This window comes from Bradyrhizobium sp. U531, from assembly GCF_051710265.1.
Classification (GTDB): domain Bacteria; phylum Pseudomonadota; class Alphaproteobacteria; order Rhizobiales; family Xanthobacteraceae; genus Bradyrhizobium.
In genome coordinates this window covers 43,242-66,031 of sequence record NZ_JASVEN010000003.1, presented here as the reverse complement: position 1 = coordinate 66,031, position 22,790 = coordinate 43,242, and the positions used below count along the sequence as shown (strand labels likewise).

Annotated in this window: 23 protein-coding genes; 6 read left to right on the top strand and 17 right to left on the bottom strand. The window is 64.6% G+C overall.

Annotated elements, in window-relative coordinates; translation table 11 throughout:
• The first annotated feature begins 61 nt into the window (after positions 1–61).
• Together QRQ56_RS16535 and QRQ56_RS16530 are read left to right on the top strand one after the other, a co-directional pair.
• Entirely contained in the window at positions 62–565 is a 504-nt protein-coding gene (locus QRQ56_RS16535) for a DUF1993 domain-containing protein (protein ID WP_438741587.1), read from the top strand.
• Positions 566–744: 179 nt separating this feature from the next.
• Positions 745–1,845 carry an alkene reductase gene (locus QRQ56_RS16530; RefSeq protein ID WP_438741585.1) on the top strand — a complete coding sequence of 367 codons (1,101 nt, stop codon included), beginning with the start codon at positions 745–747 and terminating at the stop codon, positions 1,843–1,845.
• 228 nt (positions 1,846–2,073) lie between these two features.
• On the opposite strand, the gene QRQ56_RS16525 is transcribed toward QRQ56_RS16530, so the two are convergent.
• The 7 genes from QRQ56_RS16525 to glpD form a co-directional block, all read right to left on the bottom strand.
• A complete protein-coding gene (locus tag QRQ56_RS16525; protein ID WP_438742325.1) occupies positions 2,074–3,816 on the bottom strand; it encodes an ABC transporter substrate-binding protein in 1,743 nt (580 codons plus the stop codon).
• 130 nt (positions 3,817–3,946) lie between these two features.
• A complete protein-coding gene (locus tag QRQ56_RS16520) occupies positions 3,947–4,276 on the bottom strand; it encodes a DUF2160 domain-containing protein (protein ID WP_438741583.1) in 330 nt (109 codons plus the stop codon).
• A 10-nt stretch (positions 4,277–4,286) separates the two neighbouring features.
• Positions 4,287–5,093: a carbohydrate ABC transporter permease gene (locus QRQ56_RS16515; RefSeq protein ID WP_194406557.1), complete on the bottom strand. Its 807-nt coding sequence runs from the start codon at positions 5,091–5,093 to the stop codon at positions 4,287–4,289.
• The gene (locus QRQ56_RS16510; protein WP_438741580.1) at positions 5,093–5,995 is read right to left on the bottom strand and encodes a carbohydrate ABC transporter permease; all 903 of its coding nucleotides are present in this window, start codon (positions 5,993–5,995) and stop codon (positions 5,093–5,095) included. Before QRQ56_RS16510 ends, QRQ56_RS16515 begins: the two co-directional genes overlap by 1 nt.
• Positions 5,995–7,080, bottom strand: a complete 1,086-nt coding sequence (locus QRQ56_RS16505) for an ABC transporter ATP-binding protein (RefSeq protein ID WP_438741578.1) — start codon at positions 7,078–7,080, stop codon at positions 5,995–5,997. Before QRQ56_RS16505 ends, QRQ56_RS16510 begins: the two co-directional genes overlap by 1 nt.
• A gap of 12 nt (positions 7,081–7,092) precedes the next feature.
• The gene (locus tag QRQ56_RS16500; RefSeq protein WP_438741576.1) at positions 7,093–8,169 is read right to left on the bottom strand and encodes an ABC transporter ATP-binding protein; all 1,077 of its coding nucleotides are present in this window, start codon (positions 8,167–8,169) and stop codon (positions 7,093–7,095) included.
• A complete protein-coding gene (glpD, locus tag QRQ56_RS16495) occupies positions 8,166–9,716 on the bottom strand; it encodes a glycerol-3-phosphate dehydrogenase (RefSeq protein ID WP_438741574.1) in 1,551 nt (516 codons plus the stop codon). Before glpD ends, QRQ56_RS16500 begins: the two co-directional genes overlap by 4 nt.
• Before the next feature lie 230 nt (positions 9,717–9,946).
• Here glpD and QRQ56_RS16490 point away from each other — a divergent pair, with 230 nt between their 5' ends.
• Together QRQ56_RS16490 and QRQ56_RS16485 are read left to right on the top strand one after the other, a co-directional pair.
• Positions 9,947–10,231 (top strand): type II toxin-antitoxin system Phd/YefM family antitoxin, encoded by a 285-nt coding sequence (locus tag QRQ56_RS16490; RefSeq protein ID WP_438741571.1) that lies wholly within the window; start codon positions 9,947–9,949, stop codon positions 10,229–10,231.
• Positions 10,228–10,653 carry a type II toxin-antitoxin system VapC family toxin gene (locus tag QRQ56_RS16485; protein WP_438741569.1) on the top strand — a complete coding sequence of 142 codons (426 nt, stop codon included), beginning with the start codon at positions 10,228–10,230 and terminating at the stop codon, positions 10,651–10,653. Before QRQ56_RS16490 ends, QRQ56_RS16485 begins: the two co-directional genes overlap by 4 nt.
• A gap of 2 nt (positions 10,654–10,655) precedes the next feature.
• On the opposite strand, the gene QRQ56_RS16480 is transcribed toward QRQ56_RS16485, so the two are convergent.
• Positions 10,656–11,501 (bottom strand): DeoR/GlpR family DNA-binding transcription regulator, encoded by an 846-nt coding sequence (locus QRQ56_RS16480; protein ID WP_438741568.1) that lies wholly within the window; start codon positions 11,499–11,501, stop codon positions 10,656–10,658.
• A 91-nt stretch (positions 11,502–11,592) separates the two neighbouring features.
• Entirely contained in the window at positions 11,593–12,267 is a 675-nt protein-coding gene (locus tag QRQ56_RS16475) for an HAD family hydrolase (RefSeq protein ID WP_438741567.1), read from the bottom strand.
• A gap of 154 nt (positions 12,268–12,421) precedes the next feature.
• On the opposite strand from QRQ56_RS16475, the gene QRQ56_RS16470 reads away from it, so the two are divergent.
• Both QRQ56_RS16470 and QRQ56_RS16465 read left to right on the top strand, forming a co-directional pair.
• Positions 12,422–12,871, top strand: coding sequence for a nuclear transport factor 2 family protein (locus tag QRQ56_RS16470; RefSeq protein WP_438741566.1), 450 nt, complete (start codon positions 12,422–12,424; stop codon positions 12,869–12,871).
• 175 nt (positions 12,872–13,046) lie between these two features.
• The gene (locus QRQ56_RS16465; protein WP_438741565.1) at positions 13,047–13,433 is read left to right on the top strand and encodes a nuclear transport factor 2 family protein; all 387 of its coding nucleotides are present in this window, start codon (positions 13,047–13,049) and stop codon (positions 13,431–13,433) included.
• 238 nt (positions 13,434–13,671) lie between these two features.
• On the opposite strand, the gene QRQ56_RS16460 is transcribed toward QRQ56_RS16465, so the two are convergent.
• The 8 genes from QRQ56_RS16460 to QRQ56_RS16425 form a co-directional block, all read right to left on the bottom strand.
• Complete coding sequence (locus QRQ56_RS16460; protein WP_438741564.1) at positions 13,672–13,863, bottom strand: hypothetical protein; 192 nt, start codon at positions 13,861–13,863, stop codon at positions 13,672–13,674.
• 234 nt (positions 13,864–14,097) lie between these two features.
• On the bottom strand, positions 14,098–14,529 hold the full coding sequence (locus QRQ56_RS16455) for an acyl-CoA thioesterase (protein ID WP_438741563.1): 432 nt from the start codon (positions 14,527–14,529) through the stop codon (positions 14,098–14,100).
• An 80-nt stretch (positions 14,530–14,609) separates the two neighbouring features.
• Positions 14,610–15,362, bottom strand: coding sequence for a fatty acid desaturase CarF family protein (locus QRQ56_RS16450; protein WP_438741562.1), 753 nt, complete (start codon positions 15,360–15,362; stop codon positions 14,610–14,612).
• Between the two features lie 56 nt (positions 15,363–15,418).
• Positions 15,419–17,515: a 3-hydroxyacyl-CoA dehydrogenase NAD-binding domain-containing protein gene (locus QRQ56_RS16445; RefSeq protein ID WP_438741561.1), complete on the bottom strand. Its 2,097-nt coding sequence runs from the start codon at positions 17,513–17,515 to the stop codon at positions 15,419–15,421.
• 2 nt (positions 17,516–17,517) lie between these two features.
• Positions 17,518–18,801 (bottom strand): acetyl-CoA C-acetyltransferase, encoded by a 1,284-nt coding sequence (locus tag QRQ56_RS16440; protein ID WP_438741560.1) that lies wholly within the window; start codon positions 18,799–18,801, stop codon positions 17,518–17,520.
• The gene (locus QRQ56_RS16435; protein WP_438741559.1) at positions 18,801–21,068 is read right to left on the bottom strand and encodes an acyl-CoA dehydrogenase; all 2,268 of its coding nucleotides are present in this window, start codon (positions 21,066–21,068) and stop codon (positions 18,801–18,803) included. The genes QRQ56_RS16440 and QRQ56_RS16435 overlap by 1 nt, the downstream gene beginning before the upstream one ends.
• Before the next feature lie 294 nt (positions 21,069–21,362).
• A complete protein-coding gene (locus QRQ56_RS16430; RefSeq protein ID WP_438741558.1) occupies positions 21,363–21,986 on the bottom strand; it encodes a flavin reductase family protein in 624 nt (207 codons plus the stop codon).
• 179 nt (positions 21,987–22,165) lie between these two features.
• The gene (locus tag QRQ56_RS16425; RefSeq protein WP_438741557.1) at positions 22,166–22,765 is read right to left on the bottom strand and encodes a TetR/AcrR family transcriptional regulator; all 600 of its coding nucleotides are present in this window, start codon (positions 22,763–22,765) and stop codon (positions 22,166–22,168) included.
• Positions 22,766–22,790: the final 25 nt, after the last annotated feature.

The window sequence follows — 22,790 nt, the reverse complement described above, 5'->3', positions numbered from 1 at the left end:
GCCTCCCATGTGAGTGGCTCAGGTTTTCTCCTGAGATTTTCCATTCACAAGCGAGCATCACATGTCCTTCTACGACGCCGTCGTCCCCGCCTATTTGCAAATGCTGAACAGCGTGACCGGGCTGCTCACCAAAGCCGAGGCGCATTGCGCGGCGAAAAAGATCGACCCGAGCGTGCTGCTCGGCTCCCGCCTCTTTCCGGACATGCTGCCGCTGTCGAAGCAGATCCAGCTCGTCAGCGATTTCGCCGCCAAGGGCTGCGCCCGGCTGACGCACAGCGAAGTCCCCTCGACGCCCGACACCGAGACGAGCTTTGCGGAATTGAAGCAGCGGCTGGCAAAGACGATCGACTATGTGAAGTCGTTCAAGCCGGAGCAATTTGAGGGTGCCGATACCAAAGACGTCACCTTCCCGGCCGGACCGGACAAATCCATCACCATGAAGGGCCAGCAATTCCTGAGTGCGTTCTCGCTGCCGAACTTCTATTTCCACTGCGCAACCGCTCACGGCCTTTTGCGCCACAACGGTGTCGAGATCGGCAAGCGCGATTTCATGGGCGCGAACTGATTTGTCAGATCGCACGGCGGCGATAGCCGAATTCCGTCGTCGCAGCCGATATTGCACATGAATTATGCTACGCGGCCGTTGCCGCGTAGCTCGCCTGCACTTTCCGTATGGCTCCTCCCTTGCGCTCGATGGCGCGATGCACAAGTGTCCCTGACCTTTCACCGTCTGGAACACCCCTCATGAGCCGTTCGACCAAATTGTTTGAGACCTACAAGCTCGGCCCGATCACGCTGGCCAACCGCCTCGTCATGGCGCCGCTGACGCGCAACCGCGCCGTGCCGGGCACGTTCGTCCCCGGCACGCTTGCCGCCGACTATTATAGCCAGCGCGCTTCCGCAGGCCTTCTGATCACCGAAGCAAGCCAGGTCTCGCAGCAGGGCCAGGGCTACCAGGACACTCCCGGCATCTATTCGAAGGACCAGGTCGCCGGCTGGCGCAAGGTCACCGACAAGGTCCATGCGCGCGGCGGCAAGATCTTCATCCAGCTCTGGCATGTCGGCCGCATCTCGCATGTCGATCTGCAGGCGAATGGCGCAGCCCCGGTGGCGCCGAGCGCGATCCGCGCCAAGGGCAAGACCTTCGTGAACGGCGGCTTCGCCGACGTCTCCGAGCCGCGCGCGCTCGAGCTGTCCGAGATTCCCGGCATCGTCGACGATTTCAGGCGCGCGACGAAGAACGCGCTGGAGGCCGGATTTGACGGCGTCGAAATCCACGGCGCCAACGGCTATCTGCTCGAGCAGTTCGCCAAGGACGGCGCCAACAAGCGCACCGATGCCTATGGCGGCTCGATCGAGAACCGCGCGCGGCTGATGCTGGAGGTCTCCAAGGCCGTCGTCGCCGAAGCCGGCGCCGACCGCACCGGCATCCGCATCTCGCCGGTGACGCCTGCCAACGACATCTCGGATTCCAACCCGCAGGCGCTGTACGACCACATCGTGGACGGGCTCAGCGCGCTCAAGCTGGTCTATCTGCACGTGGTCGAAGGCGCCACGGGCGGGCCGCGCGACATCGCGCCGTTCGACTATGCGGGCCTGCGCAAACGCTTCTCCGGCGCCTACGTCGCCAACAACGGCTACGATTTCGAACTCGCCACCAAGGTGCTGGACGCGAACGCGGCCGATCTCATCGCCTTCGGCAAGCCGTTCATCTCCAACCCCGACCTCGTCGAGCGGCTGAAGCAGGGCGCGGCGCTGAACGACTGGGACAAGAACACGTTCTACGGCGGCGGCGCCAAGGGCTACACGGATTACCCGACGCTGGCAGCCGAGCCGGCGGAGTAAGGGATCATTCACACGACGACTGTCATTCCCCGCGAAGGCGGGGAATCCAGTACGCCGCGGCTTCTCGGTTCAATCATCATCGTCTCGGAGTACTGGATTGCCCGCCTTCGCGGGCAATGACAGCGAGAATGTGAGACGCGTTGGTGCCTCAAGCACGTCATCGCAAGCTCAAAGCAAAAAGGCCGGGATCGCTCCCGGCCTTTCGCATTTGATGACGTTACGCGCCGCTTACTTCGCTTCCGCGCGCTTCGGGGGCTGCGCCGGCCACGACTTGATCAGCGTGTCGTAGTCGACCGTTTCACCCTTCGGCTTCTCGTTGGCGAGCTTGCGCTGGGGCGCGATGGTGCCGTCCTTCTCGGCCTTCGCGAACCAGTATTCCGGCTTCTCCTTCTTGTGGAGCTTCGGACCGCAGGCGCCCTGCACGTTGGACTTCTCAAGGCGCTCCATGACGGAGTCCTGAGCCGCCGCGAGGGCATCCATCGCCGCTTGCGGCGTCTTCGCACCGGACGACGCATCGCCGATGTTCTGCCACCACAGCTGAGCCAGCTTCGGATAGTCGGGCACGTTGTTGCCGGTCGGGGTCCACTGCACGCGCGCGGGCGAGCGGTAGAACTCGATCAGGCCGCCGAGCTTCGGCGCACGCTCGGTGAACGACTTGTCCCAGATGTCGGATTCACGGATGAAGGTGAGACCGACATGGCTCTTCTTCAGGCTCACCGACTTGGAGATGATGAACTGGAGATAGAGCCAGGCCGCCTTGCGGCGGTCCGCGGGGGTCGACTTCAGAAGCGTCACGGAGCCCGCGTCCTGATAGCCGAGCTTCATGCCTTCCTTCCAGTACGCACCGTGCGGCGAGGGCGCCATACGCCATTTCGGCGTACCGTCCGCGTTCATCACGGCGATGCCCGGCTTCACCATGTCGGCGGTGAAGGCGGTGTACCAGAACATCTGCTGGGCGATGTTGCCCTGGGCTGGCACGGGGCCTGCCTCGGAGAACGTCATGCCCTGCGCCTGCGGCGGCGCATACTTCTTCAGCCACTCGAGGTACTTGGTGATCGAGTAGACCGCGGCCGGACCGTTGGTGTCGCCACCACGTTCGACCGAGGAGCCGACCGGGCGGCAGCCTTCCATGCGGATGCCCCATTCGTCGACCGGCAGGCCGTTCGGAATGCCCTTGTCACCGTTGCCGGCCATCGACAGCCAGGCGTCGGTGAAGCGCCATCCGAGCGAGGGGTCCTTCTTGCCATAGTCCATATGGCCGTAGACTTTGACGCCGTTGATCTCCTTGATGTCGTTCGTGAAGAACTCGGCGATGTCCTCATAGGCGGACCAGTTCACGGGCACGCCGAGCTCGTAGCCATACTTGGCCTTGAACTTGGCCTTGTAGTCGGCGTTGGTGAACCAGTCGTAGCGGAACCAGTAGAGGTTGGCGAACTGCTGGTCAGGCAGCTGGTAGAGCTTGCCGTCGGGACCGGTCGTGAACGACTTGCCGATGAAGTCGTTGACGTCGAGCATGGGGTCGGTGACGTCCTTGCCCTCGCCGGTCATGTAGTCCGACAGCACGATCGTCTGGCCGTAGCGGAAGTGGGTGCCGATCAGGTCGGAGTCGTTGATCCAGCCGTCATAGACGTTCTTGCCGGACTGCATCTGGGTCTGCAGCTTCTCGACGACGTCACCTTCCTGGATGAGGTCGTGCTTGAGCTTGATGCCGGTGAGCTCGGAGAACGCCTTGGCCAGCGTCTGCGATTCATACTCGTGCGTGGTGATGGTCTCGGAGACGACGTTGATCTCCATGCCCTTGAAGGGCTCGGCGGCCTTGGCGAACCACTCCAGCTCCTTCTTCTGGTCTTCCTTCGACAGCGTCGAGGGCGTGAATTCCGCGATCCACTTCTGGATCACGGCGTCGTCGGCGGCGCGGACCGGCGCCGAGACGGCGAACGACACCGCCATGATGGCGGCGGCGCTGGACATGGTCAGAAAACTGCTCTTGGTCAATGGACCTTTCCTTCTCCTAAACTGTCGCATGTTGTTCCTCCGTTGCAGCGACAAACTTTTATACAGACCCGGATTGCCCCCGGATCTGGCCGTCCCTTCGCGAGCTTCAGACCGTGCGAAAAATGAGCACGGCCGTCACCAGCGAAATTCCACTTGCAAGCCAAAGGCGCGAGATTTCGACGCCGTCCTCGCCGATCGGCAGCGTTGCGATCGCGTCGGTGCCGAAGAAGGCGATCCAGAGAAGGTGGATGACCGCCGCCGTGATCAGCGAGATGAACAGGCGATCGCCGCGCGTGGTCGGGATCCGCAGCACGCCGACGCGCTCGGCCTCAGGGTAGACCGCACCAAGCCACGTCATCACGGCGAGCGTGCAGGCGAGCGCGACGAAGAAGATCGCCGTCGGCAGTGTCCAGGCCATCCATGCGATGGATTCCATTGATGCCTCCCTAGACTCTGCCGAGCGCGAAACCGCTCGCGATGTAGTTACGGACGAACCAGATCACGAGCGCGCCCGGGATGATGGTGAGCACGCCGGCGGCCGCCAGCAAGCCCCAATCCATGCCCGACGCAGACACCGTGCGCGTCATGATCGCGGCGATCGGCTTGGCCGACACCGAGGTCAGGGTGCGCGCCAGCAACAGCTCCACCCAGGAGAACATGAAGCAGAAGAAGGCGGCGACACCGATGCCGCTCGCAATCAGCGGCACCAGGATCTTGATGAAGAAGCGCGGGAAGGAATAGCCGTCCAGGAATGCCGTTTCGTCGATCTCGCGCGGCACGCCGGACACGAAGCCTTCCAGGATCCACACCGCCAGCGGCACGTTGAAGATGCAGTGCGCGAGCGCGACGGCCCAAGGCGTATCGAACAGGCCGATCGCCGAATAGAGGTTGAAGAACGGCAGCGCGTAGACCGCGGCCGGCGCCATGCGGTTCGACAGCAGCCAGAAGAACAGGTGCTTGTCGCCGAGGAAGCGGTAGCGCGAGAAAGCATAGGCCGCCGGCAGCGCCACCGAGATCGAGATGATGGTGTTGAGAACGACGTATTCCAGCGAATTGATGTAGCCGGAATACCAGCTCTCGTCGGTGAAGATGCGCTTGTAGTGCTGCAGCGTCGGCGTGTGCGGCCACAGCGTCATCGTCGAGACGATCTCGGCGTTGGTCTTGAAACTCATGTTGACGAGCCAGTAGATCGGCAGCAGCAGGAAGATCAGGAACAGCCCCATGATGAGGCGGCGGCCGGGGATCGAATGCATCACGCGGCTCCTTCCTGCTGTTTCCGGTCAGAGCCCGCATTGGTCATGACGGTGTAGAAGATCCAGCAGACGATCAGGATGATGAGGTTGTAGACCAGCGACAGGGCAGCCGCCTTGCCGAGGTCGAACTGGCCGAGCGCGATCTTGACGAGCTCGATCGACACGAAGGTGGTGGAGTTGCCGGGGCCGCCGCCGGTGACGACGAACGGCTCGGTGTAGATCATGAAACTGTCCATGAAGCGCAGCAGCACCGCGATCAGGAGCACGCGGTTCATCTTCGGCAGCTGGATCGCCTTGAACACGGCCCAGCGCGAGGCGCCGTCGATCTGCGCGGCCTGGTAATAGGCTTCGGGTATCGACTTCAGGCCGGCATAGCACAGCAGCGCGACGAGGCTGGTCCAGTGCCAGACGTCCATCACGATGACGGTGACCCAGGCATCGATGTCGTTGGAGACGTAATTGTAGTCGATGCCCGCGGCATTGAGGACGTAGCCGAGCAACCCGATGTCGGGACGTCCGAAGATCTGCCAGATCGTGCCGACCACGTTCCACGGAATCAGCAGCGGCAGCGCGAGGATCACGAGGCAGGCCGCCACCGTCCAGCCCTCGCGCGGCATCGACAGCGCAACGACGATGCCGAGCGGCACCTCGATGGCAAGGATCACCATCGAGAAGAACAGGTTGCGGCCGAGGGAGGCGAGGAAACGGCCGCCCAAATCGGTCGAGGGATCGAGCAGCTCCTTGAACCAGCCCACCCCGTTCCAGAAGAACTGGTTGTTGCCGAAGGTGTCCTGCATCGAATAGTTCACCACCGTCATCAACGGCAGCACCGCCGAGAAGGCGACGACCAGGAACACCGGCAGCACCAGGAACCAGGCTTTTTGGTTGACGGTCTTGTCCATCAGGCGGCTCCCTCCACCAGAAGGCTGTCGGCATAGACGTGGACGTGGGACGGGTCGAATTTCAGCCCGGCCGTGCCATCCGCGCTCGTGAAGCCGGCCGGCGCGCGCGCAGCAAGCTTGGCATCGCCGAGGCGTGCCCGCGCAAAACGGATGCGGCCGAGATCGTCGAGGCGCTCGATCTTCGCCGTGAGCAGGCCCGGCGCGGGCGCGACCACTTCGACGAATTCGGGACGGACACCGATCTCGATTTTTGCGCCGGCGGGCAAATTGTCATAGGCGCGGTTGAGCGCGATGACGTGACCGCCGATGTGCGCCTCGCGCCCCCTCACCTCCGCCGGCAGGATGTTCATGCCGGGCGAGCCGATGAAGTAGCCGACGAACGTATGCGCCGGCTTGTCGAACAGCTCGGCCGGCGTGCCGCTCTGCACGACGCGGCCGTCATGCATGACGACGACGGTGTCGGCGAAGGTCAGCGCCTCGGTCTGGTCGTGGGTGACGTAGATCATCGTGAGGTCGAGCTCGCGATGCAGCGCCTTCAGCTTGGAGCGGAGCTGCCATTTCAGTTCGGGATCGATCACCGTCAGCGGCTCGTCGAACAGCACGGCGGCAACGTCGGAGCGGACGAGGCCGCGGCCGAGCGAGATCTTCTGCTTGGCGTCGGCCGTCAGCCGCGTCGCCTTGCGGTTCAGATAGGGCTCGAGATCGAGCAGGCGGCCGATCTCGGCGACGCGCTTGTCGATCTCGGCCTTGGGCACGCCGCGGTTCTTCAGCGGAAACGCCAGGTTCTGTCCGACCGTCATGGTGTCGTAGATCACCGGAAACTGGAACACCTGGGCGATGTTGCGCTTCTGGGTTGACAGCGGTGTGATGTCCACGCCGTCGAACAGGATTTTCCCCCGGGAGGGCGTGATGATGCCGGAGATGACGTTGAGCAGCGTGGTCTTGCCGCAGCCGCTCGGACCGAGCAGCGCGTAGGCGCCGCCCTGCCGCCAGGTCATGGTCACGGGCTTCAGCGCAAAGGTCTCTTGCGGCGCGTCATTGCCGCCGTAGGAGTGCGCGAGATCGACGAGGTCAATGCGGGCCATATCGCACCTCCCTCAAGAGGTCGGCGCCGCGACCAGGCGGTCGGCGGCATCGAAGACAAAAACATCGTTGGGATCGAGCACGGCGTCGAGCGTCTGGCCGGGCTCGAACTCGTGCACGCCGTGCAGCACGGCCACCCAGTTCGATCCGTCGCGGGTCAGATGCACGAAACTCTCCGAACCGGTGATCTCGGTCACCGTGACTGTGGCGTGGAACGCATGGCGGTCGGCCTCGCCATTGGCGAGCGCGAGCTGATGCGCGCGGAAGCCGACGCGATAGCTGCCGTCGGCAAGGCCCGAATAGAGACCGGAGGCCGGCGACGCCGTGCCGCCGGCATATTGCACGGAGCCGTTCTTCTTCTCGATGCCGACGAGGTTGAGCGGCGGATCGGAGAACACCTGCGCGACGCGCAAGGTCTGCGGCCGGCGATAGACGTTGGCGGTCTCGCCCATCTGCAGCGCCTGGCCTTCCCACATGCAGACCGTGTTGCCGCCGAGCAGCAGCGCCTCGGTCGGCTCCGTGGTGGCGTAGACGAAGATCGCGCCGGAGGCCTCGAAGATCCGCGGCAGCTCGGCGCGCAGCTCCTCGCGCAGCTTGTAATCGAGATTGGCGAGCGGCTCGTCGAGCAGCACGAGATCGGCGCCCTTGACCAGCGCGCGCGCGATCGCGGTGCGCTGCTGCTGGCCGCCGGAGAGCTTGAGCGGGGTTCGCTTCAGGAACGGCTCGAGCCGCAGCAATTTGGCGGCCTCGGCGACGCGCGCCTCGATCTCGTCGCGCGGCTTGCCCTGCACGCGCAGGGGCGAAGCGATATTCTCGTAAACCGTTAGCGAGGGGTAGTTGATGAACTGCTGATAGACCATCGCGACCGAACGCTGGCGCACGTCGGCGCCGGTGACGTCCTTGCCGTTCACCACCACCTTGCCGCTGGTCGGCTTGTCGAGGCCGGCGAGCAGCCGCATGATCGAGGTCTTGCCGGACAGCGTGGGCCCGAGCAGCACGTTCAGCGTGCCGCTCTCGAGCGTCAGCGAGACGTCGCGGATGTGCTGGACGCCCTCGACGGTCCGGGTCACGTGGTCGAGTGTCACGGTCATGAGCGTCCTCCCGCTTCCAGCAGGGGACTTTGCGGCACGGCGTGGGTTCTGATCCAGTCGTCCAGCACGGCAATCTCGTCGGCAGATAGTCGCAGGCCGAGCTTGGACCGGCGCCAGACCACGTCCTCGGCGGTGACGGCCCATTCATTGGTCATGAGGTAACGAACCTCGCGCTCGGTCAGCGTTGCGCCGAAGGCCTGGCCCATGTCGGCCGCCGTCTTCGCATCGCCGAGCAGCTTCGCGGCCCGGGTGCCATAGGCACGCGCAAGCCGGCGGGCGTGCTCGTGGCTGAGGAAGGGATAGCCGCGCTGGAGCTCGGCGATCAGACCATCGACGTCGGAGACGCTCATGTCGCCGCCCGGCAGCGAGGCCTTTCCGGTCCAGCCTTCGCGCGCCTTCGCACTGCGAAGATAGGGCGCCAGCCGCTCCAGCGCCTCTTCGGCGAGACGACGATAGGTGGTGATCTTGCCGCCATAGATCGACAGCAGCGGCACGCCGCCGGGCATGTCGAGCTCGAACACGTAATCGCGGGTGGCGGCCTTGGCTTCGCTGGCGCCGTCGTCATAGAGCGGACGCACGCCGGAATAGGTCCAGACCACGTCGTCCGGCGTCACGGGCTTGGCGAGATATTCGCTCGCCGCTGTGCAGAGATACTGGATCTCCTCGGGCGTCGCCTTCACCTTGGCGGGGTCGCCGTCATAGTCGCGGTCGGTGGTGCCGATCAGCGTGAAATCATCCTGGTACGGGATCACGAAGATGATGCGGCCGTCGGCGTTCTGGAACATGTAGGCGCGGTCGTGCTCGTAGAGCTTCCTGACCACGATGTGCGATCCCTGCACCAGGCGCACCTTGGCTTTCGCATTGACGCCGGCACCGCGGCCGAGCACGTCCTCGACCCAGGGGCCACCTGCATTGACCAGGGCCTTGGCCTGGATCTGCGAGCGCTCACCGGTCAGCGTGTTGACCATGCTCACGGTCCAGAGGCCGTCGGACTGCTTGATGTCCGTTGCACGGGTGCGGGTGCGGATCTCGGCGCCCTTGTCGGCGGCATCGCGCGCGTTGAGCACGACAAGGCGGGCATCGTCGACGAAGCAGTCGGAATATTCGAAAGCGCGGCTGTAGCGATTCGGGATCAGCGGCTTGCCGACCTCGTCACTCCTGAGATCGACCGAGCGGGTGGCGGGCAGCAGGTGCCGGCCGCCGATGTGATCGTAGAGGAAGAGGCCGAGCCGCAGCAGCCAAGCGGGCCGCAAGCCGGCATGATGCGGCAGGACGAAACGCAGGGGGCGAATGATGTGGGGTGCGATGCCCCAGAGAATCTCGCGCTCGATCAGCGCCTCGCGAACCAGCCGAAACTCGTAATATTCGAGATAGCGCAGGCCGCCATGCACCAGCTTGGTCGACCAGGACGATGTCCCGCTCGCCAGATCGTTCATTTCGCACAGGAAAACGGTATTGCCGCGGCCCACCGCGTCACGCGCGATACCGCAACCGTTAACACCGCCTCCAATGATCGCGAGGTCGAAAATACGCTCCAACAGACGCATCCCCCGAAGACCGCCCGTTCCGTCGAGCGGTTACTTTCGTTTTTGATTAGATCACACCGAAAAACGAAAGCAAGACGAAAGAGAGACGAAGGGAAGCGAAAGAAGAACATTTTGGTGGGCAATTGGGCGGAGAAATCGGCAGATTTGCCGGCCATGCGAGAGGCACGGCGCACTTGATCGGTCAGTATCCAGACATTATGGTCATAATAGTCATATTGGTTTTTTTACCCATGATCGACCGAAACACTGCACCTGATGCGCTTCCGCCTGATGACATCTGGACACTCGCCAACGCCAAGGCGCGGCTGTCCGAGGTGGTCGACCGCGCTCAAGCCGGCCCTCAGATCATCACCCGGCACGGCAAGCCAAATGCAGTCGTCGTTTCCGCCGAGGAATGGGCACGGAAGACTGCACGCAAAGGCACGCTCGCCGAATTCCTGCTGGCCTCGCCGTTGCGCGGGGCTGACCTTGATCTTGAACGCATCCGGGATGAACCGCGCGACGAGCTGCCGTGAACCTGCTCCTCGACACCAATGTGCTGTCAGAGGTTCGGCGCCCGGCGCCTTCCCCGAAAGTCCTTGCGTGGCTCGATACAATCGATGAGGACCGCGCGTTCATCAGCGTCGCCTCTATTGCCGAGCTTCGTCGCGGCATTGCACTGCTGGACGACGGCCGGCGGCGCGGGGCCTTAACAGCCTGGCTTGCCCATGATCTGCCGGCGCGATTTGAGGGGCGCATCCTGCCGATCGACCATGCCGTGGCTGAACGATGGGGCGACCTGATGGCGCAGAGCCGCCGCACTGGTGTTGCACTGTCCGTGATGGACGGCTTCTTTGCGGCCAGCGCGCTCGTCAGCAACCTCACGCTCGTCACACGCAACGTGAAGGATTTTGCGGCCTTCGGTGTCCCCCTGCTCAACCCGTGGGACAACGCCTAGTCTTAGCGCAGCCGCACCACCGGCGCGGCTTCCGGCGCCGCATCCTGGCCATCTGCCGGCGCATCGTCGATGTCCGGGCCTTTCGGCATCGCCGCCATCACCTCGATGCCCTTGCTATGGCAGATCGTGGCAAGGCGCTCGGGCAGCTCCTGGTCGGTGACGAAGGTCTGGATCTGGGTGATGTGGGCGATGCGCACCGGCGCGCTGCGGCGGAGCTTGGTGGAATCGGCGACCAGCATGACGGTGCGGGCGTTGGCGATGATGGCCTGCGCGACCTGGACCTCGCGATAGTCGAAGTCGAGCAACGCGCCCTCCTCGTCGATCGCGGAGGCACCGATGATGGCGTAATCGACCTTGAACTGGCCGATCAGCTGCGTCGCGGTCGAGCCGACCACGGCGCCGTCGGCGCGCCGCACCGTGCCGCCGGCCACCACCACCTCGATGCGGGGATGGCGGTACAGCAGCATCGCGACGTTGAGATTGTTGGTGATGACGAGGAGATCCTCGTGCGAGGTCAGCGCGCTCGCGACCTCCTCGGTCGTGGTGCCGATGTTGATGAAGAGCGAGCAACCGTTCGGGATCAGGGACGCGGCGGCAGCTCCGATCGCCTTCTTCTCGTCGGCGGCAACGAAACGCCGCGCCTCATAGGCGAGGTTTTCGACGCCGGAGGCGATGATGGCGCCGCCATGGATGCGGGTCAGCGATCTCCGCTCACAGAGGTCGTTGAGATCCTTGCGGATGGTCTGCGCCGAGACTTCGAAGCGTCGCGCAAGCTCCTCGACCATGACGCGGCCCGAAGCTCGCGCAATGTTGAGGATTTCGGCTTGGCGATGGGTCAGTCCGGTCACGGCAAGGGCCTCAAATCAGGAGGATGCATGGTGCGGCCGTTCGCGCCTTCGGTCAATGCGCGCGCCGATCACGGTTAACGGATGGGCGGGCTCACCAGGCCATCGCGGCGGCAAGGCGCACGAGCAGGTCCGGATCGTCGAAGGCACTTGCGGAGCCGACGGCACCGGCCCCGACCAGATCGTCATGGCTGAGGCTGGTCCGGATTCCGATCGTAGGAATGCCGGCGGCGGCGGCCGATTGCACGCCGGAGCGCGAATCCTCGAACGCGACGGAAACCGCAGCACTGCCGCCGACGAAGCGCAGCCCCTCCTGATAAGGCAGCGGATGCGGCTTGCCATGGGGCAGCTCGTCGCCGATCACGATCGCCTTGAACCGCTCGGTGATGCCGAGGCCCGCCAGCAGCAGCTCGGCGTTGAGACGCGGCGCGTTGGTGACGGCGACCATGGGAATGCCGGCCGCGTCCGCGCGATCGAGCAGCGCCATCAGCCCCGGCAACGGCTCGACCTGCCCGGCCACGAGCGTGCGGAAAATCTCCTCCTTCTCGGCGAGGATCTCGGCACGCCGCGCCGGCGTTTCGTCGGGCAGGAAGCGCTCGCCGATCGACACATTGGCGAAGCCCTGCAGCTCCCTGGAGAAGCGCGCGTGGTCGAACACATGGCCGCGGGGACCCAGCACCTGGTTGAAGGCCTTGAGATGCAGCGGGTCGGTGTTGGCGAGCGTGCCATCGATGTCGAACAACAATGCCCTGCCGATTGCCTCGATCATTTCTCTACTTTCCCAAATCCGCGGCGCATCAATGCGAAAGACGTATCAATACGGCCTCTCGCGCGCAATGACGCCTGGACATGACGACAATGCGCCACTCGACAAAGTCGCGCGCGGCTGCAACACTCCTCGCAAGATCAAAAAGGAGGAAACGATGATCAACCGACGCGACCTGGCTCTTTCGACTCTCGCCGTCTCTGCGCTTGCGCTCTCGGTCCCGGCGCTCGCCGCCTCGGCAGACGACGAGGCGGTGGCGAAAAAGGTCGAGGCCTTCCGCCTCGCCCAGATCGCGGCCGATCCCAAGGCGCTCGGCGCGCTGTGCTGGGACGATCTGAGCTACAGCCATTCCAGCGGCAAGGTGGAGGACAAGGCGACCTTCATTGCCAATGCCACGGACGGCAAATCGAAATTCCTGTCGATCGACTACAAGGATCCGACCATCAAGGTCGTCGGCTCCGCCGCAATCGTGCGCTTCCACTGGCTGGCAGAGCAGGAAATGGCCGCTGATGGAAAGAAAGTATCGACCAATCTCCACATCCTGATGAACTGGCAGAAGCAGGGCGACGAGTGGAAGCTGCTGTCACGGGCTGCGACGAAGTTGTGATCGCGCTCTGACCCTCTCCCCTTGTAGGAGGGGGTCGCTCGCCGCGCAGCGGCGAGACAGGTGAGCGGTATTTCTCCGCGAACTCATTTCCATTTTGGTTCGCGGAGAGATACCCCTCATCCGGCGCTTCGCGCCACCTTCTCCCGCAAGGGGAGATGGAAGAACGGAGGATAAGATGACACTGAATCGCGATCATGCTGCGGACCACGAGGCGGTGGCAAGGAACGTCGAGGCATTTCGCCTCGCCCAGATCGCGGCCGATCCGAAGGCGCTCGGCGCCTTGTGCGCGGACGATTTGAGCTACAGCCATTCCAACGGCTTTCTCGAGGACAAGGCGGCCTTCATCGCCAACGCCACCGACGGTAAGACCGAATTCCAGTCGATTACGTACAAGGATCCAACCATCAAGATCGTGGGTCCTGCCGCGGTCGTGCGCTTCCACTGGCTGGCCGAGATGACGACCGGTGGCCAGAAAGTGGCAAACAGCCTTCACATCCTGATGAACTGGCTGAAGCAGGGCGACGACTGGAAGCTGCTGTCGCGCTCCGCGACCAAGCTGTGATGATTTCTCCGCCCCTCTCCCCTTTGGGAGAGGGTGTCTCGCCGCGAAGCGGCGAGACGGGTGAGGGAATTCTCTCGACGAGCAAATCTCTCGCGATCGAAGTCGCGGAGACATACCCCTCATCTGGCGCTTCGCGCCACCTTCTCCCACAAGGGGGAGAAGGAAAAAGCAGCTGGCATCAAGGGCTGCAGAAATTTCCGACCACGCTTTGCGCGTCAGAATGACAAGCGGCCGGCGCTTAGGCCGCCTGCTTCAGATCGCCGTCAACCAGCTTGCGCGCGGCGCGTTCGGCTTCGCGGGCGTTGCGGAAGAGCTGGCCTTCGAGGCGGTTGAATTGGTGGGATGAGGCGAAGAAGCAGTAGCCTCCCTGACCGCGAACGACGATACCTGCGGTCTGCGAATTGACTTCGATGATGTAGCTGTCCGGCATGGTCCGTGGATTCCTCAGTGCGGGCGAATAACGGCATGCCTGCGCAAAGGTTCCGCAGGCATTTGAGCCGTTTCCATCCCGAATCGACACGCAACTGAGTACGCCGGGACCTCATCCGTTTTATGACTGGTTCTTGACTGGTTCTTGGCAAAGCCGCGATGCCTTGACTTGCTCGCGCCGCGTTTGGCGGCGCTTGCCACGCGATCGTGAGGTGAGGCGGAGCGTCGCGCGCGATTAGGTCGCGATGACCGTGTCAGTCGACCGGACCGATTGCGGGCGGCCGTGCTCGTCGATCGAGACATAGGTGAAGTTGCCGTCGGTGACGAGAAACGGATGCTCCTCCCCGCGGCGCAGCGCCCACGCCTCCAGATGCACGGTGAGCGAGGTGCGACCGACCCGCACGAGGTTGGCATAGACCGAGACGAGATCGCCGACATAGACGGCTTTGCGAAAATTCATCGCCTCGATGGCGACCGTCACGGTCCGCGACTTCGCGACCTTCGAGGCAAACACGCCGCCGCCGACATCCATCTGGCTCAGCAGCCAGCCGCCGAAGATGTCGCCATTGGCGTTGGTGTCGGCGGGCATCGCCAGCGTGCGGATACAGAGATCGCCGCCCGGCCCGGGGCCGGCGCTGACAGGGGTGTGGACGTGCGTGTCGGTCATATCGTTGATCTCCCGCGGCTCTGGGCTCTGGATACAAAGCCACGGCGCCTTGCGCAACATCGACACCAGACGAGCTTGTACTATCCAGCCAGCCCCGTCATGTCGGCCAAGATGCCGGCATCGTTTAGCTTGCTTTGCCACTCCGCATCGTCGGCCCGCGGCGCGCGTCCGGTGATGGCCGTGACCAGCCGCTCCAGTCTGCTCCAGAGCCGGAGACGGTCGCACGGATAATTGGCCCATCCATTGATGACGCAATAGCGGATGGTGTGGTCACGGTGATGGCACCAATGATGCTCGGGCGAGCAGACCAGATGCAGCCGCTGCGCCATGCGCAGTAGCGGCGGGCGGACCGGCCAGTGCGCGAGATTGTGAAAGCTCATGCCAAACAGCATACAGGTCGCGATCACGGACCACACGATCATCAGCGCATAGGTGAGCGCGGAAACCGGAAACAACGCCGTGACGGTGGCCGCGACCCCGACCACCACTGCGCTCGGCGCCGCACCGAGCGAGGCCTGGTCGAGGAAGTCATAGAGCAGAACGTGGCCGGGGTGGGTGTGATGCTCGCGCGTGATCGCGATGCCGCGACCGAGCATTCCCTCGTCGAGCCAGGTGTCGACCACCCAATGCACCAGCCCAGAAAAAAGGTCAGCGAGGAAATATCCGGCCAGCAGCGCCACGATCAACCACGGCCAGCGCAATCCCACCGCCGGATAGCGCCCGACGAGATAGCCGGCGCAACACAGGATGACGACGACATCGGCCGCGCAGCACAGCCGCGTGATGGCGATCTCGCGCCGGGTCGCGTGCTTGAAGAACGGGATCGTCGGCATCGGCGATGCTCCCAAGGGCTTCACCGCCCATGATAGCAGCTTTTATCGACGGCCCCCTATCGCAAACTGTCCCAGCCCGGATCCGGCGTGAAACGCCCGCCGAAGCGCTCGGCCAGTCCGCGCAAGGTGGACACGACATTCTCCACGCCGCGCGTGCGCGCATAGTTCAGCGGGCCGCCGCGGAACGGCGCATAGCCCGTTCCGAAGATCATCGCGCCGTCGACCGCATCGGGATCGTCGACGATGCCCTCGCGCAGCGCCGCAACGCAGACATTGGACATCGGCAGCACCAGTCTGTCGATCATCTGGTCGGTGACGCGAGGACCGGTCTCGGGCAGCGGCGTCTTTTCCGCCTTGCCGTCCTTCCAGGTGTAGAAACCCTTGCCGGTCTTGCGGCCGAGCTCGCCCTTGGCCACCTTGTCGCGCAGCCAGGCCGGCGTCGGCGGCAGCAGATCGCCGAACTTGGTGCGCAGCATGTCGCCGACGTCGAGGCAGATGTCGAGCCCGACCTGGTCGGCCAGCTCGATCGGTCCCATCGGCATGCCGAACTGGACGGCCGCGGTGTCGATCAGGCGCTGGTCGATCTTCTCGTCCAGCATCACCATGGCTTCGAGCATGTACGGCGTCAGCGCGCGGTTGACGAGAAAGCCCGGCGAACTCTTCACGGGCAGCGGCAGGCGGTCGATCGCACCGACGAAGGCAAGCGCCTCCGTCAGCACCTGCGCGTCGTTGCCGTCGTGGCTGACGACTTCGACCAATTGCAGCCGCGACACCGGATTGAAGAAATGCAGGCCGACCAGCCGCTCCGGCCGCGCCAGCGTCGTGCGCAAGTCTTGCAGCGGAATGCTCGACGTGTTGGTCGCAAGGATCGCGCCCGGCTTCATCCGCGGCTCGATGCCGGCGTAGACCTTCTGCTTGAGCTCGAGCTTCTCCGGCACGGCCTCGATGATGAGATCGGCGTTGCGGACGCCCTCCCCGTCCATGTCCGGGATCAGGCGGTCGAGCGCGTCGCGCACCTCGGTCGGCTTGCGGATAATCTTGCCGTAAAGCTCGGCGGCGCGCTTCACCGCACCCGCGATCGGCTCAGCCTTCATGTCGGCGAGCGAGACCCGCAGTCCCTGCCCGGCGACCCAGGCCGCGATGTCGCCGCCCATGGCCCCGGCGCCGATGACATGGACATGCCTGATATCGTTGCCGCTGCCTGCCGCCTTCTTCATCTGCTCCCGCAGAAAGAACACGCGGATCAAATTCTGCGCGGTCGGCGTCACCATCAGCCTGGCGAAAGAGGCCTGCTCGGCCTTCAGCATCGCCGCCTTGCTGCCGCCATTCGTCTCCCAGAGATCGATCAACGCGTAAGGTGCGGGATAGTGCTCGCGAGGTGCGGCCTTCGCCGCCTCCGAGCGCATGCGTTTTGCCAGTAGCCCGCGCACGGGGGCAAAGTTCGCCGCGCGGGTCAGGAGGCCGGGACGTGCCCGTTTCAGCCGGCCGAACAGCGCATCCTTCACGGCCCCGCGCACGTGACGCTCCTGGGTGACGGCATCGACGAGACCAAGCGACTTGGCGCGGCGCGCATCGATGGTGCGGCCGGTCAGCATCAACGCCATCGACTGCGTGGGATTGACCAGCGCGGTGAACCGCGCGGTGCCGCCAAGGCCGGGATGCAGGCCGAGCATTACCTCGGGGAAGCCGAAGCGCGCGCCATCGATCGCAATGCGCGATTGGCAAGCGAGCGCGACCTCGAGCCCGCCGCCGAGGCAGAAGCCGTGGATGACAGCCACCGTCGGCAGCTTGAGCGCTTCCAGATGATCGACCACCGCATGCGCAGCGCGGATACGCGTCTCCACCGTCTCCGGATCGGTCGCGCCCAGGAATTCGTTGACGTCGGCACCGGCGATGAAGCCCGAGGGTTTCGCCGAGCGGATCACGAGGCCGGCCGGACGCTCGGTCTCGATCACGGCGAGCGCGGCGTCGAATTCCTCCATCACGTCGGACGAGAGCGTGTTGGCGCTCGCGCCGGCACGGTCGAACAGCAGCCAGGCGACGCCGTCGTCATCGCGCGTCAGCTTGAAGTGCTTGTAAGGACTGTCCGTCGCTGGCTTGGGTCCGAGCTCGAGGACGCGGTCGCCGAGCGCGGTCATGATCTTGGAATCCATGGTCACACCGCCTCGATCAGCATGGCGCCGCCGAGCCCGCCACCGATGCATTCGGTGGCGACGCCCCGCCGCGTGCCGAGCCGCTTCATCGCATTGACGAGATGCAGCACGATGCGGTTGCCGGAGGTGCCGACGGGATGGCCGAGCGAGATCGCTCCGCCATCGACGTTGAGCCTTTCACGGTCGATCTCGCCGGCCGCGCCGTCGAGACCGAGGATCTCGCGGCAGAACTTGTCGTCGTTCCAGGCCGCAAGGCAACCGAGCACCTGCGTCGCAAAAGCCTCGTTCAGCTCCCAGGTCTCGACATCCTGAACCGCAAGGCCATTACGTTTAAGCAGCGGCGTCGCGGACATCACCGGGCCGAGACCCATGATGCCAGGATCGAGCGCGGCCCAGTGGCTGTCCACGATCGCAGCCTTCGGCGTAAGCTTGTGCTTGGCGACCGCTGCGTCGGAGGCGAGGATCACCCAGGAGGCGCCGTCGGTGATCTGCGAGGAATTGCCGGCGGTGACCTGGCCCCAGGGGCGCTCGAACACCGGCTTCAGCTTCGCGAGGCTTTCCGCCGTCGAGTCCGGCCGGACGCCGTCGTCATGGTCGAAGAACTTGCCGTCGCGCGAGAACGCGGTCTCGACCTCGCCCTTGAGAAAGCCCGCGCCTTGCGCATGTGCGAGCCGGCGATGGCTCTCGGCGGCATAGGCGTCGGACTGGGCACGGGTGATGCCGAAGAGATGGCCGACGACCTCGGCGGTCTGACCCATGTTCAGATCGGTGACGGGATCGGTCAGCCCGCGCTCGAGGCCGATGATCGGCTTAAGATCGCGCGGACGCAGCTTGAAGGCGGCGGCGAGCTTGGCGGCCACGCCCTTGGCGGTCGCAAGGCCGGCGAACCAGCGCACGCCCGAATTGGGCCAGACCAGCGGCGCGTGGCTCAGCGCCTCGGTGCCGCCAGCCAGGATCATGTCGGCATGGCCTTCGCGGATATAGCGATAGGCGGTGTCGATCGACTGCATGCCCGAGCCGCAATTGATCTGCACCGTGAAGGCGACCATGTCCTCGCCCATGCCGAGCCTGAGCGCGGCAACGCGGGCGGGGTTCATCTCGTCCGCGATCACGTTGACGCAGCCGAGGATGACCTGGTCGAAATCCGTGGCCGCGAACGGCTGGCGCGCCAGCAGCGGCCGGCCGCATTGCACGGCAAGATCGACCGGCGTGAACGGTCCCGGCCCCGAACGCGCTTTCAGGAACGGCGTCCGGCTGCCGTCGACGATGAAAACCGGTCGTGCCATCAGCTCGCCGCCCTCTGTTCACCGAGTTCCTGGAAGAACTGATGCACGTCGCCGGATTTCTTGTAAATCGGCGACAGCGCCTCCGGCGCAAAATCGTCGACCTCGATCACGCCACTGACGGCGTCGTGCGCGGCCGCCAGTTGCTCGCCCTCGGCCTGCGTGATCACACCCTTGGTGACGGCATCCTTCCAGTCGCGGATGTGCGCGGCGCGCATGCGCTTGGCGATAGGATCAGTGGCGGTAACCAGCTTGAAAGCGCGCTCCAGTCGGGCGAAGCCGCCGTCGTCGTCGACATGGGCCAGATCCGGCGTCAGGCGCTCGCGCGCCGCCGACGGCTCCAGCACGATGGCAGCGCATTGATGGACGACGCGATCGGAGGGGCCGAGCACGCGGGCACCGAACGGCTGCACCACGAGCTTGAGGAAGCCGGCGACAAACCGGTTCGGTAGATTGGCGAGGATCTCGGCCAGCCGGTTCTCGATCGTCCTGAAGCCGGTCGCCATGCACCATTCCAGCGCGGCGAAGTCTTCCTTCTGCCGGCCCTCGTCCTGCCAGCGTTTGAGCGCGGCCGACAGCAGATAAAGTTCGGACAGGATGTCGCCGAACCGCGCCGACAGCATCTCCTTGCGCTTGAGCGCGCCGCCGAGCGTGAGCAGCGCCATGTCGGCGCAGAGCGCAAAGGCCGCGGAGTAGCGCGAGAGCTGGCGATAGAATGGCGTGGCATCGCCGGCGTCGGGCGCAAGCGCGAAAGCGCCGAAGGTCCAGCTCCGGCCGAAAGCCCGGAACAGCGTCTGGAAGCTGTGGCCGACATGCTTCCAGAACGCCTTGTCGAAAGCGGTGAGCCCACGCTCGCGATCGGTATCGGCCAGCGCGGTCATCTCGTCGAGCAGATAGGGATGGGCGCGGATGGCGCCCTGCCCGAACACGATGAGATTGCGGGTCAGGATGTTGGCGCCCTCGACCGTGATGCCGACAGGCACGGCGCGGTGCAGATTGCCGAGATAGTTCTGCGGACCGTCAATCACGGCCTTTCCGCCATGAATGTCCATGGCGTCGTCCACCGCGACGCGCATCCGCTCGGTCGCGTGCAGCTTCATGATGCCGGAGATGACCGCGGGGTGGACGCCAGCATTCAGCGCCGAGCAGGTCAGCCGGCGTGCCGCGTCGAGCTGGTAGGCGGTGGCGACGATGCGCGCGAGCGGCTCCTCGACGCCCTCGAATTTCGAGATGGAGATGCCGAACTGTTCGCGGATACGGGCATAGGCGCCGGTGGTGCGCGCGGCGTAGGCGGCGCCGGCGGCCGAGAGCGACGGCAGCGAGATGCCGCGGCCGGCGGCGAGCGCAGTCATCAGCATCTTCCAGCCCTGGCCGAGGCGTTCCTTGCCGCCGATGACGTAGTCGAGCGGAATGAAGACGTCGCGGCCCCGGTTCGGGCCGTTCTGAAACACCTGCATCGACGGCAGATGGCGCTGACCGATCTCGACACCGGGTAAATTCGTCGGGATCAATGCGACGGTGATGCCCAGCTCTTCTTCGGGGCCGACGAGATGGTCGGGGTCATAGGCCTTGAAGGCAAGGCCCAGCAGCGTCGCGACCGGCCCGAGCGTGATGTAGCGCTTGTGCCAGTTGAGCCTGAGACCGAGGACTTCGCGGCCCTCGAACTGGCCCTTGCAGATAATGCCGGTGTCGACCATCGAAGCGGCATCAGAGCCGGCCTCGGGGCTGGTGAGGCCGAAGCAGGGAATGTCGCGGCCATCGGCGAGCCGCGGGAGCCAGCGCTGCTGCTGCTCCCCAGTGCCGAAGCGCATCAGGAGCTCGCCGGGCCCGAGCGAATTCGGCACCATCACGGTGACGGCCGCGGCGATCGAGCGGGTCGAGATCTTGCGCACCACTTCCGAATGCGCGTAGGGCGAGAAGCCGAGGCCGCCGAACTCCTTCGGGATGATCATGCCGAAGAACTTTTCGCGCTTGACGAAGTGCCAGACATCAGGCGGCAGGTCGCGCCATTCCCAGGAGATCTTCCACTCGTCGAGCATGGCGCAGAGCTCGTCGACGGGACCGTTGAGGAAGGCCTGCTCCTCCTCCGTCAATCTGGCCGGCGCAATTTTCAGCAGTTTCGACCAGTCGGGGTTGCCGGTGAAGAGATCGGCGTCCCACCAGACGTCGCCCGCCTCCAGCGCCTCTCGCTCGGTGTCGGACATCGCCGGCAGCACGCCGCGGGCCCGGGAGAAGATCGGCTTCGTGATGTTGTCGCGGCGGAAGCTCATGGCAGACCTCATGCATCGGCGCGGTTGTCGGGCATTTTAGCGGAAAGTGGCCGGCGGCGGTGAACATCTCGCCTGCGACATTGACGCGGCCGGGCGGCCGCCCGGGCAATAACGACCGGGGCGTGGGGGCAGTTCCGGGAGGGGGATGGGGCGAGATGTCTCCCGCGTCATTCCGGGGCGCGCCTCTTGGCGCGAGCCCGGAATCCATTGGGCAGCAGTGTCGGTGTATAAATAGATTCCGGGCTCGCGCCTGACGGCGCGCCCCGGAATGACGGTGGAGAGAGCTTGCCCGGCCTAATCCGGCCGCACCATCTCGAACATGTTTTCCGGCTTGATCTCGAAATAGTCGCCGCGGCGGCCGGCGCGGACGATGGGGCGGGCGGCGGCGGTCTGGTAGACGCCGTCCTTGATCATGGCCTTGTCGATGTGGACGGCGACGACCTCGCCGAGCGTCAGCCAGGCATCGGCCTCCTTGCCGTCCGCGCCCTTGAGGCGGACGATGTCGGACACCTTGCACTCGAAGGCGACGGGACTTTCGCCGACGCGCGGCACGTTGACGAGCTTGCCGGGCACGGCGGTGAGGCCCGCGACCTCGAACTCGTCGACTTCAGGGGCGACATGGGCGGCGGTCGCGTTCATGTGCTTGGCAAGGTCCATCGTGGCGAGATTCCAGACGAACTCGCCGGTCTGCTTGATGTTCTCGACCGTGTCCTTCCAGTTGGTGGAGGAAAAGCCGATGATCGGCGGCACGTAGCAGAAAGCGTTGAAGAAGCTGTAGGGCGCCAAATTGACGTGGCCCTTGGTGTCCCGGGAGGAGATCCATCCGATCGGGCGCGGCGCGATGATGGCGTTGAAGGGATCGTGCTTGAGGCCGTGGCCCTTGGAGGGCTCGTAGAAATAAAGGTCTTTATCGGTCACGCGCTGCTTCCTTTTCGTCATTGCGAGCGCAGCGAAGCAATCCAGAATCCCTCCGCGGAGACAGTCTGGATTGCTTCGCTGCGCTCGCAATGACGGAGTTTGTTGATCCGTCCTGGCCACTCCCGGCAGGTCAGCCTCGGGGCGGTCGGCCTGCTTATAAGGGGAAACCCGCCCGCCCGTCAGTGGCGCGGCGACAGACCCGCGATGACGAAATCGATCATCTGGTCGATGGTCGGGCCCGGCTTGGTGGCGCACTGGGCGATCATCTGGGGGTGGAAGAAGCGCATCATCGCGGTGCAGGCACACAGGGCGGCCAGTTGGAGGTCCGGCGCCTCGAACTCGCCGGAGGCCACGCCCTGGGCGATCATCTGACCGATCACGCCGGCGATGCACTCCATATGATTGACGCAGACCTGCCAATCCTCCTGCATCGCGATCTCGACCATCTCGTGCAACTTGTTGTCGCCGACATAGCGCTCGGTATTCATGCGGTGAATGGTGGTGAGCAGTTCCCGGAAGCGCTCCGGCACCGGACCGGGCCGCGCCACGATCCGCTGGGCCTCGAGTTCGACCTCGCCCATCAAGCCCCGCGCCACCGCCTGATGGATCGCCTTCTTCGATTCGAAGAAGCGATAGACATTGGCGGGGCTCATCCTGAGCTCCTTGGCGATGTCGCCGACCGTGGTCTTCTGGTAGCCGATCTGGCGGAACAGCCGCTCGGCCACCTCGAGGATACGATCCCGGGTGTCGCCTTCGATATGTTCCGCAACCAGTGTCATCTGTCAGGACTCGTCAATCAGCACT

Bases quoted from the DNA above. Each gene is read 5' to 3' on its own strand.
- QRQ56_RS16500 (WP_438741576.1), bottom strand. From the start codon at position 8,169: ATGACCGTGACACTCGACCACGTGACCCGGACCGTCGAGGGCGTCCAG.
- QRQ56_RS16515 (WP_194406557.1), bottom strand. From the start codon at position 5,093: ATGCATTCGATCCCCGGCCGCCGCCTCATCATGGGGCTGTTCCTGATC.
- QRQ56_RS16520 (WP_438741583.1), bottom strand. From the start codon at position 4,276: ATGGAATCCATCGCATGGATGGCCTGGACACTGCCGACGGCGATCTTC.
- QRQ56_RS16535 (WP_438741587.1), top strand. From the start codon at position 62: ATGTCCTTCTACGACGCCGTCGTCCCCGCCTATTTGCAAATGCTGAAC.
- QRQ56_RS16435 (WP_438741559.1), bottom strand. From the start codon at position 21,068: ATGAGCTTCCGCCGCGACAACATCACGAAGCCGATCTTCTCCCGGGCC.
- QRQ56_RS16470 (WP_438741566.1), top strand. From the start codon at position 12,422: ATGATCAACCGACGCGACCTGGCTCTTTCGACTCTCGCCGTCTCTGCG.
- QRQ56_RS16425 (WP_438741557.1), bottom strand. From the start codon at position 22,765: ATGACACTGGTTGCGGAACATATCGAAGGCGACACCCGGGATCGTATC.
- QRQ56_RS16525 (WP_438742325.1), bottom strand. From the start codon at position 3,816: ATGTCCAGCGCCGCCGCCATCATGGCGGTGTCGTTCGCCGTCTCGGCG.
- QRQ56_RS16475 (WP_438741567.1), bottom strand. From the start codon at position 12,267: ATGATCGAGGCAATCGGCAGGGCATTGTTGTTCGACATCGATGGCACG.
- QRQ56_RS16440 (WP_438741560.1), bottom strand. From the start codon at position 18,801: ATGGCACGACCGGTTTTCATCGTCGACGGCAGCCGGACGCCGTTCCTG.
- QRQ56_RS16450 (WP_438741562.1), bottom strand. From the start codon at position 15,362: ATGCCGACGATCCCGTTCTTCAAGCACGCGACCCGGCGCGAGATCGCC.
- QRQ56_RS16455 (WP_438741563.1), bottom strand. From the start codon at position 14,529: ATGACCGACACGCACGTCCACACCCCTGTCAGCGCCGGCCCCGGGCCG.
- QRQ56_RS16460 (WP_438741564.1), bottom strand. From the start codon at position 13,863: ATGCCGGACAGCTACATCATCGAAGTCAATTCGCAGACCGCAGGTATC.
- QRQ56_RS16510 (WP_438741580.1), bottom strand. From the start codon at position 5,995: ATGGACAAGACCGTCAACCAAAAAGCCTGGTTCCTGGTGCTGCCGGTG.
- QRQ56_RS16490 (WP_438741571.1), top strand. From the start codon at position 9,947: ATGATCGACCGAAACACTGCACCTGATGCGCTTCCGCCTGATGACATC.
- glpD (WP_438741574.1), bottom strand. From the start codon at position 9,716: ATGCGTCTGTTGGAGCGTATTTTCGACCTCGCGATCATTGGAGGCGGT.
- QRQ56_RS16505 (WP_438741578.1), bottom strand. From the start codon at position 7,080: ATGGCCCGCATTGACCTCGTCGATCTCGCGCACTCCTACGGCGGCAAT.
- QRQ56_RS16445 (WP_438741561.1), bottom strand. From the start codon at position 17,515: ATGGATTCCAAGATCATGACCGCGCTCGGCGACCGCGTCCTCGAGCTC.
- QRQ56_RS16530 (WP_438741585.1), top strand. From the start codon at position 745: ATGAGCCGTTCGACCAAATTGTTTGAGACCTACAAGCTCGGCCCGATC.
- QRQ56_RS16465 (WP_438741565.1), top strand. From the start codon at position 13,047: ATGACACTGAATCGCGATCATGCTGCGGACCACGAGGCGGTGGCAAGG.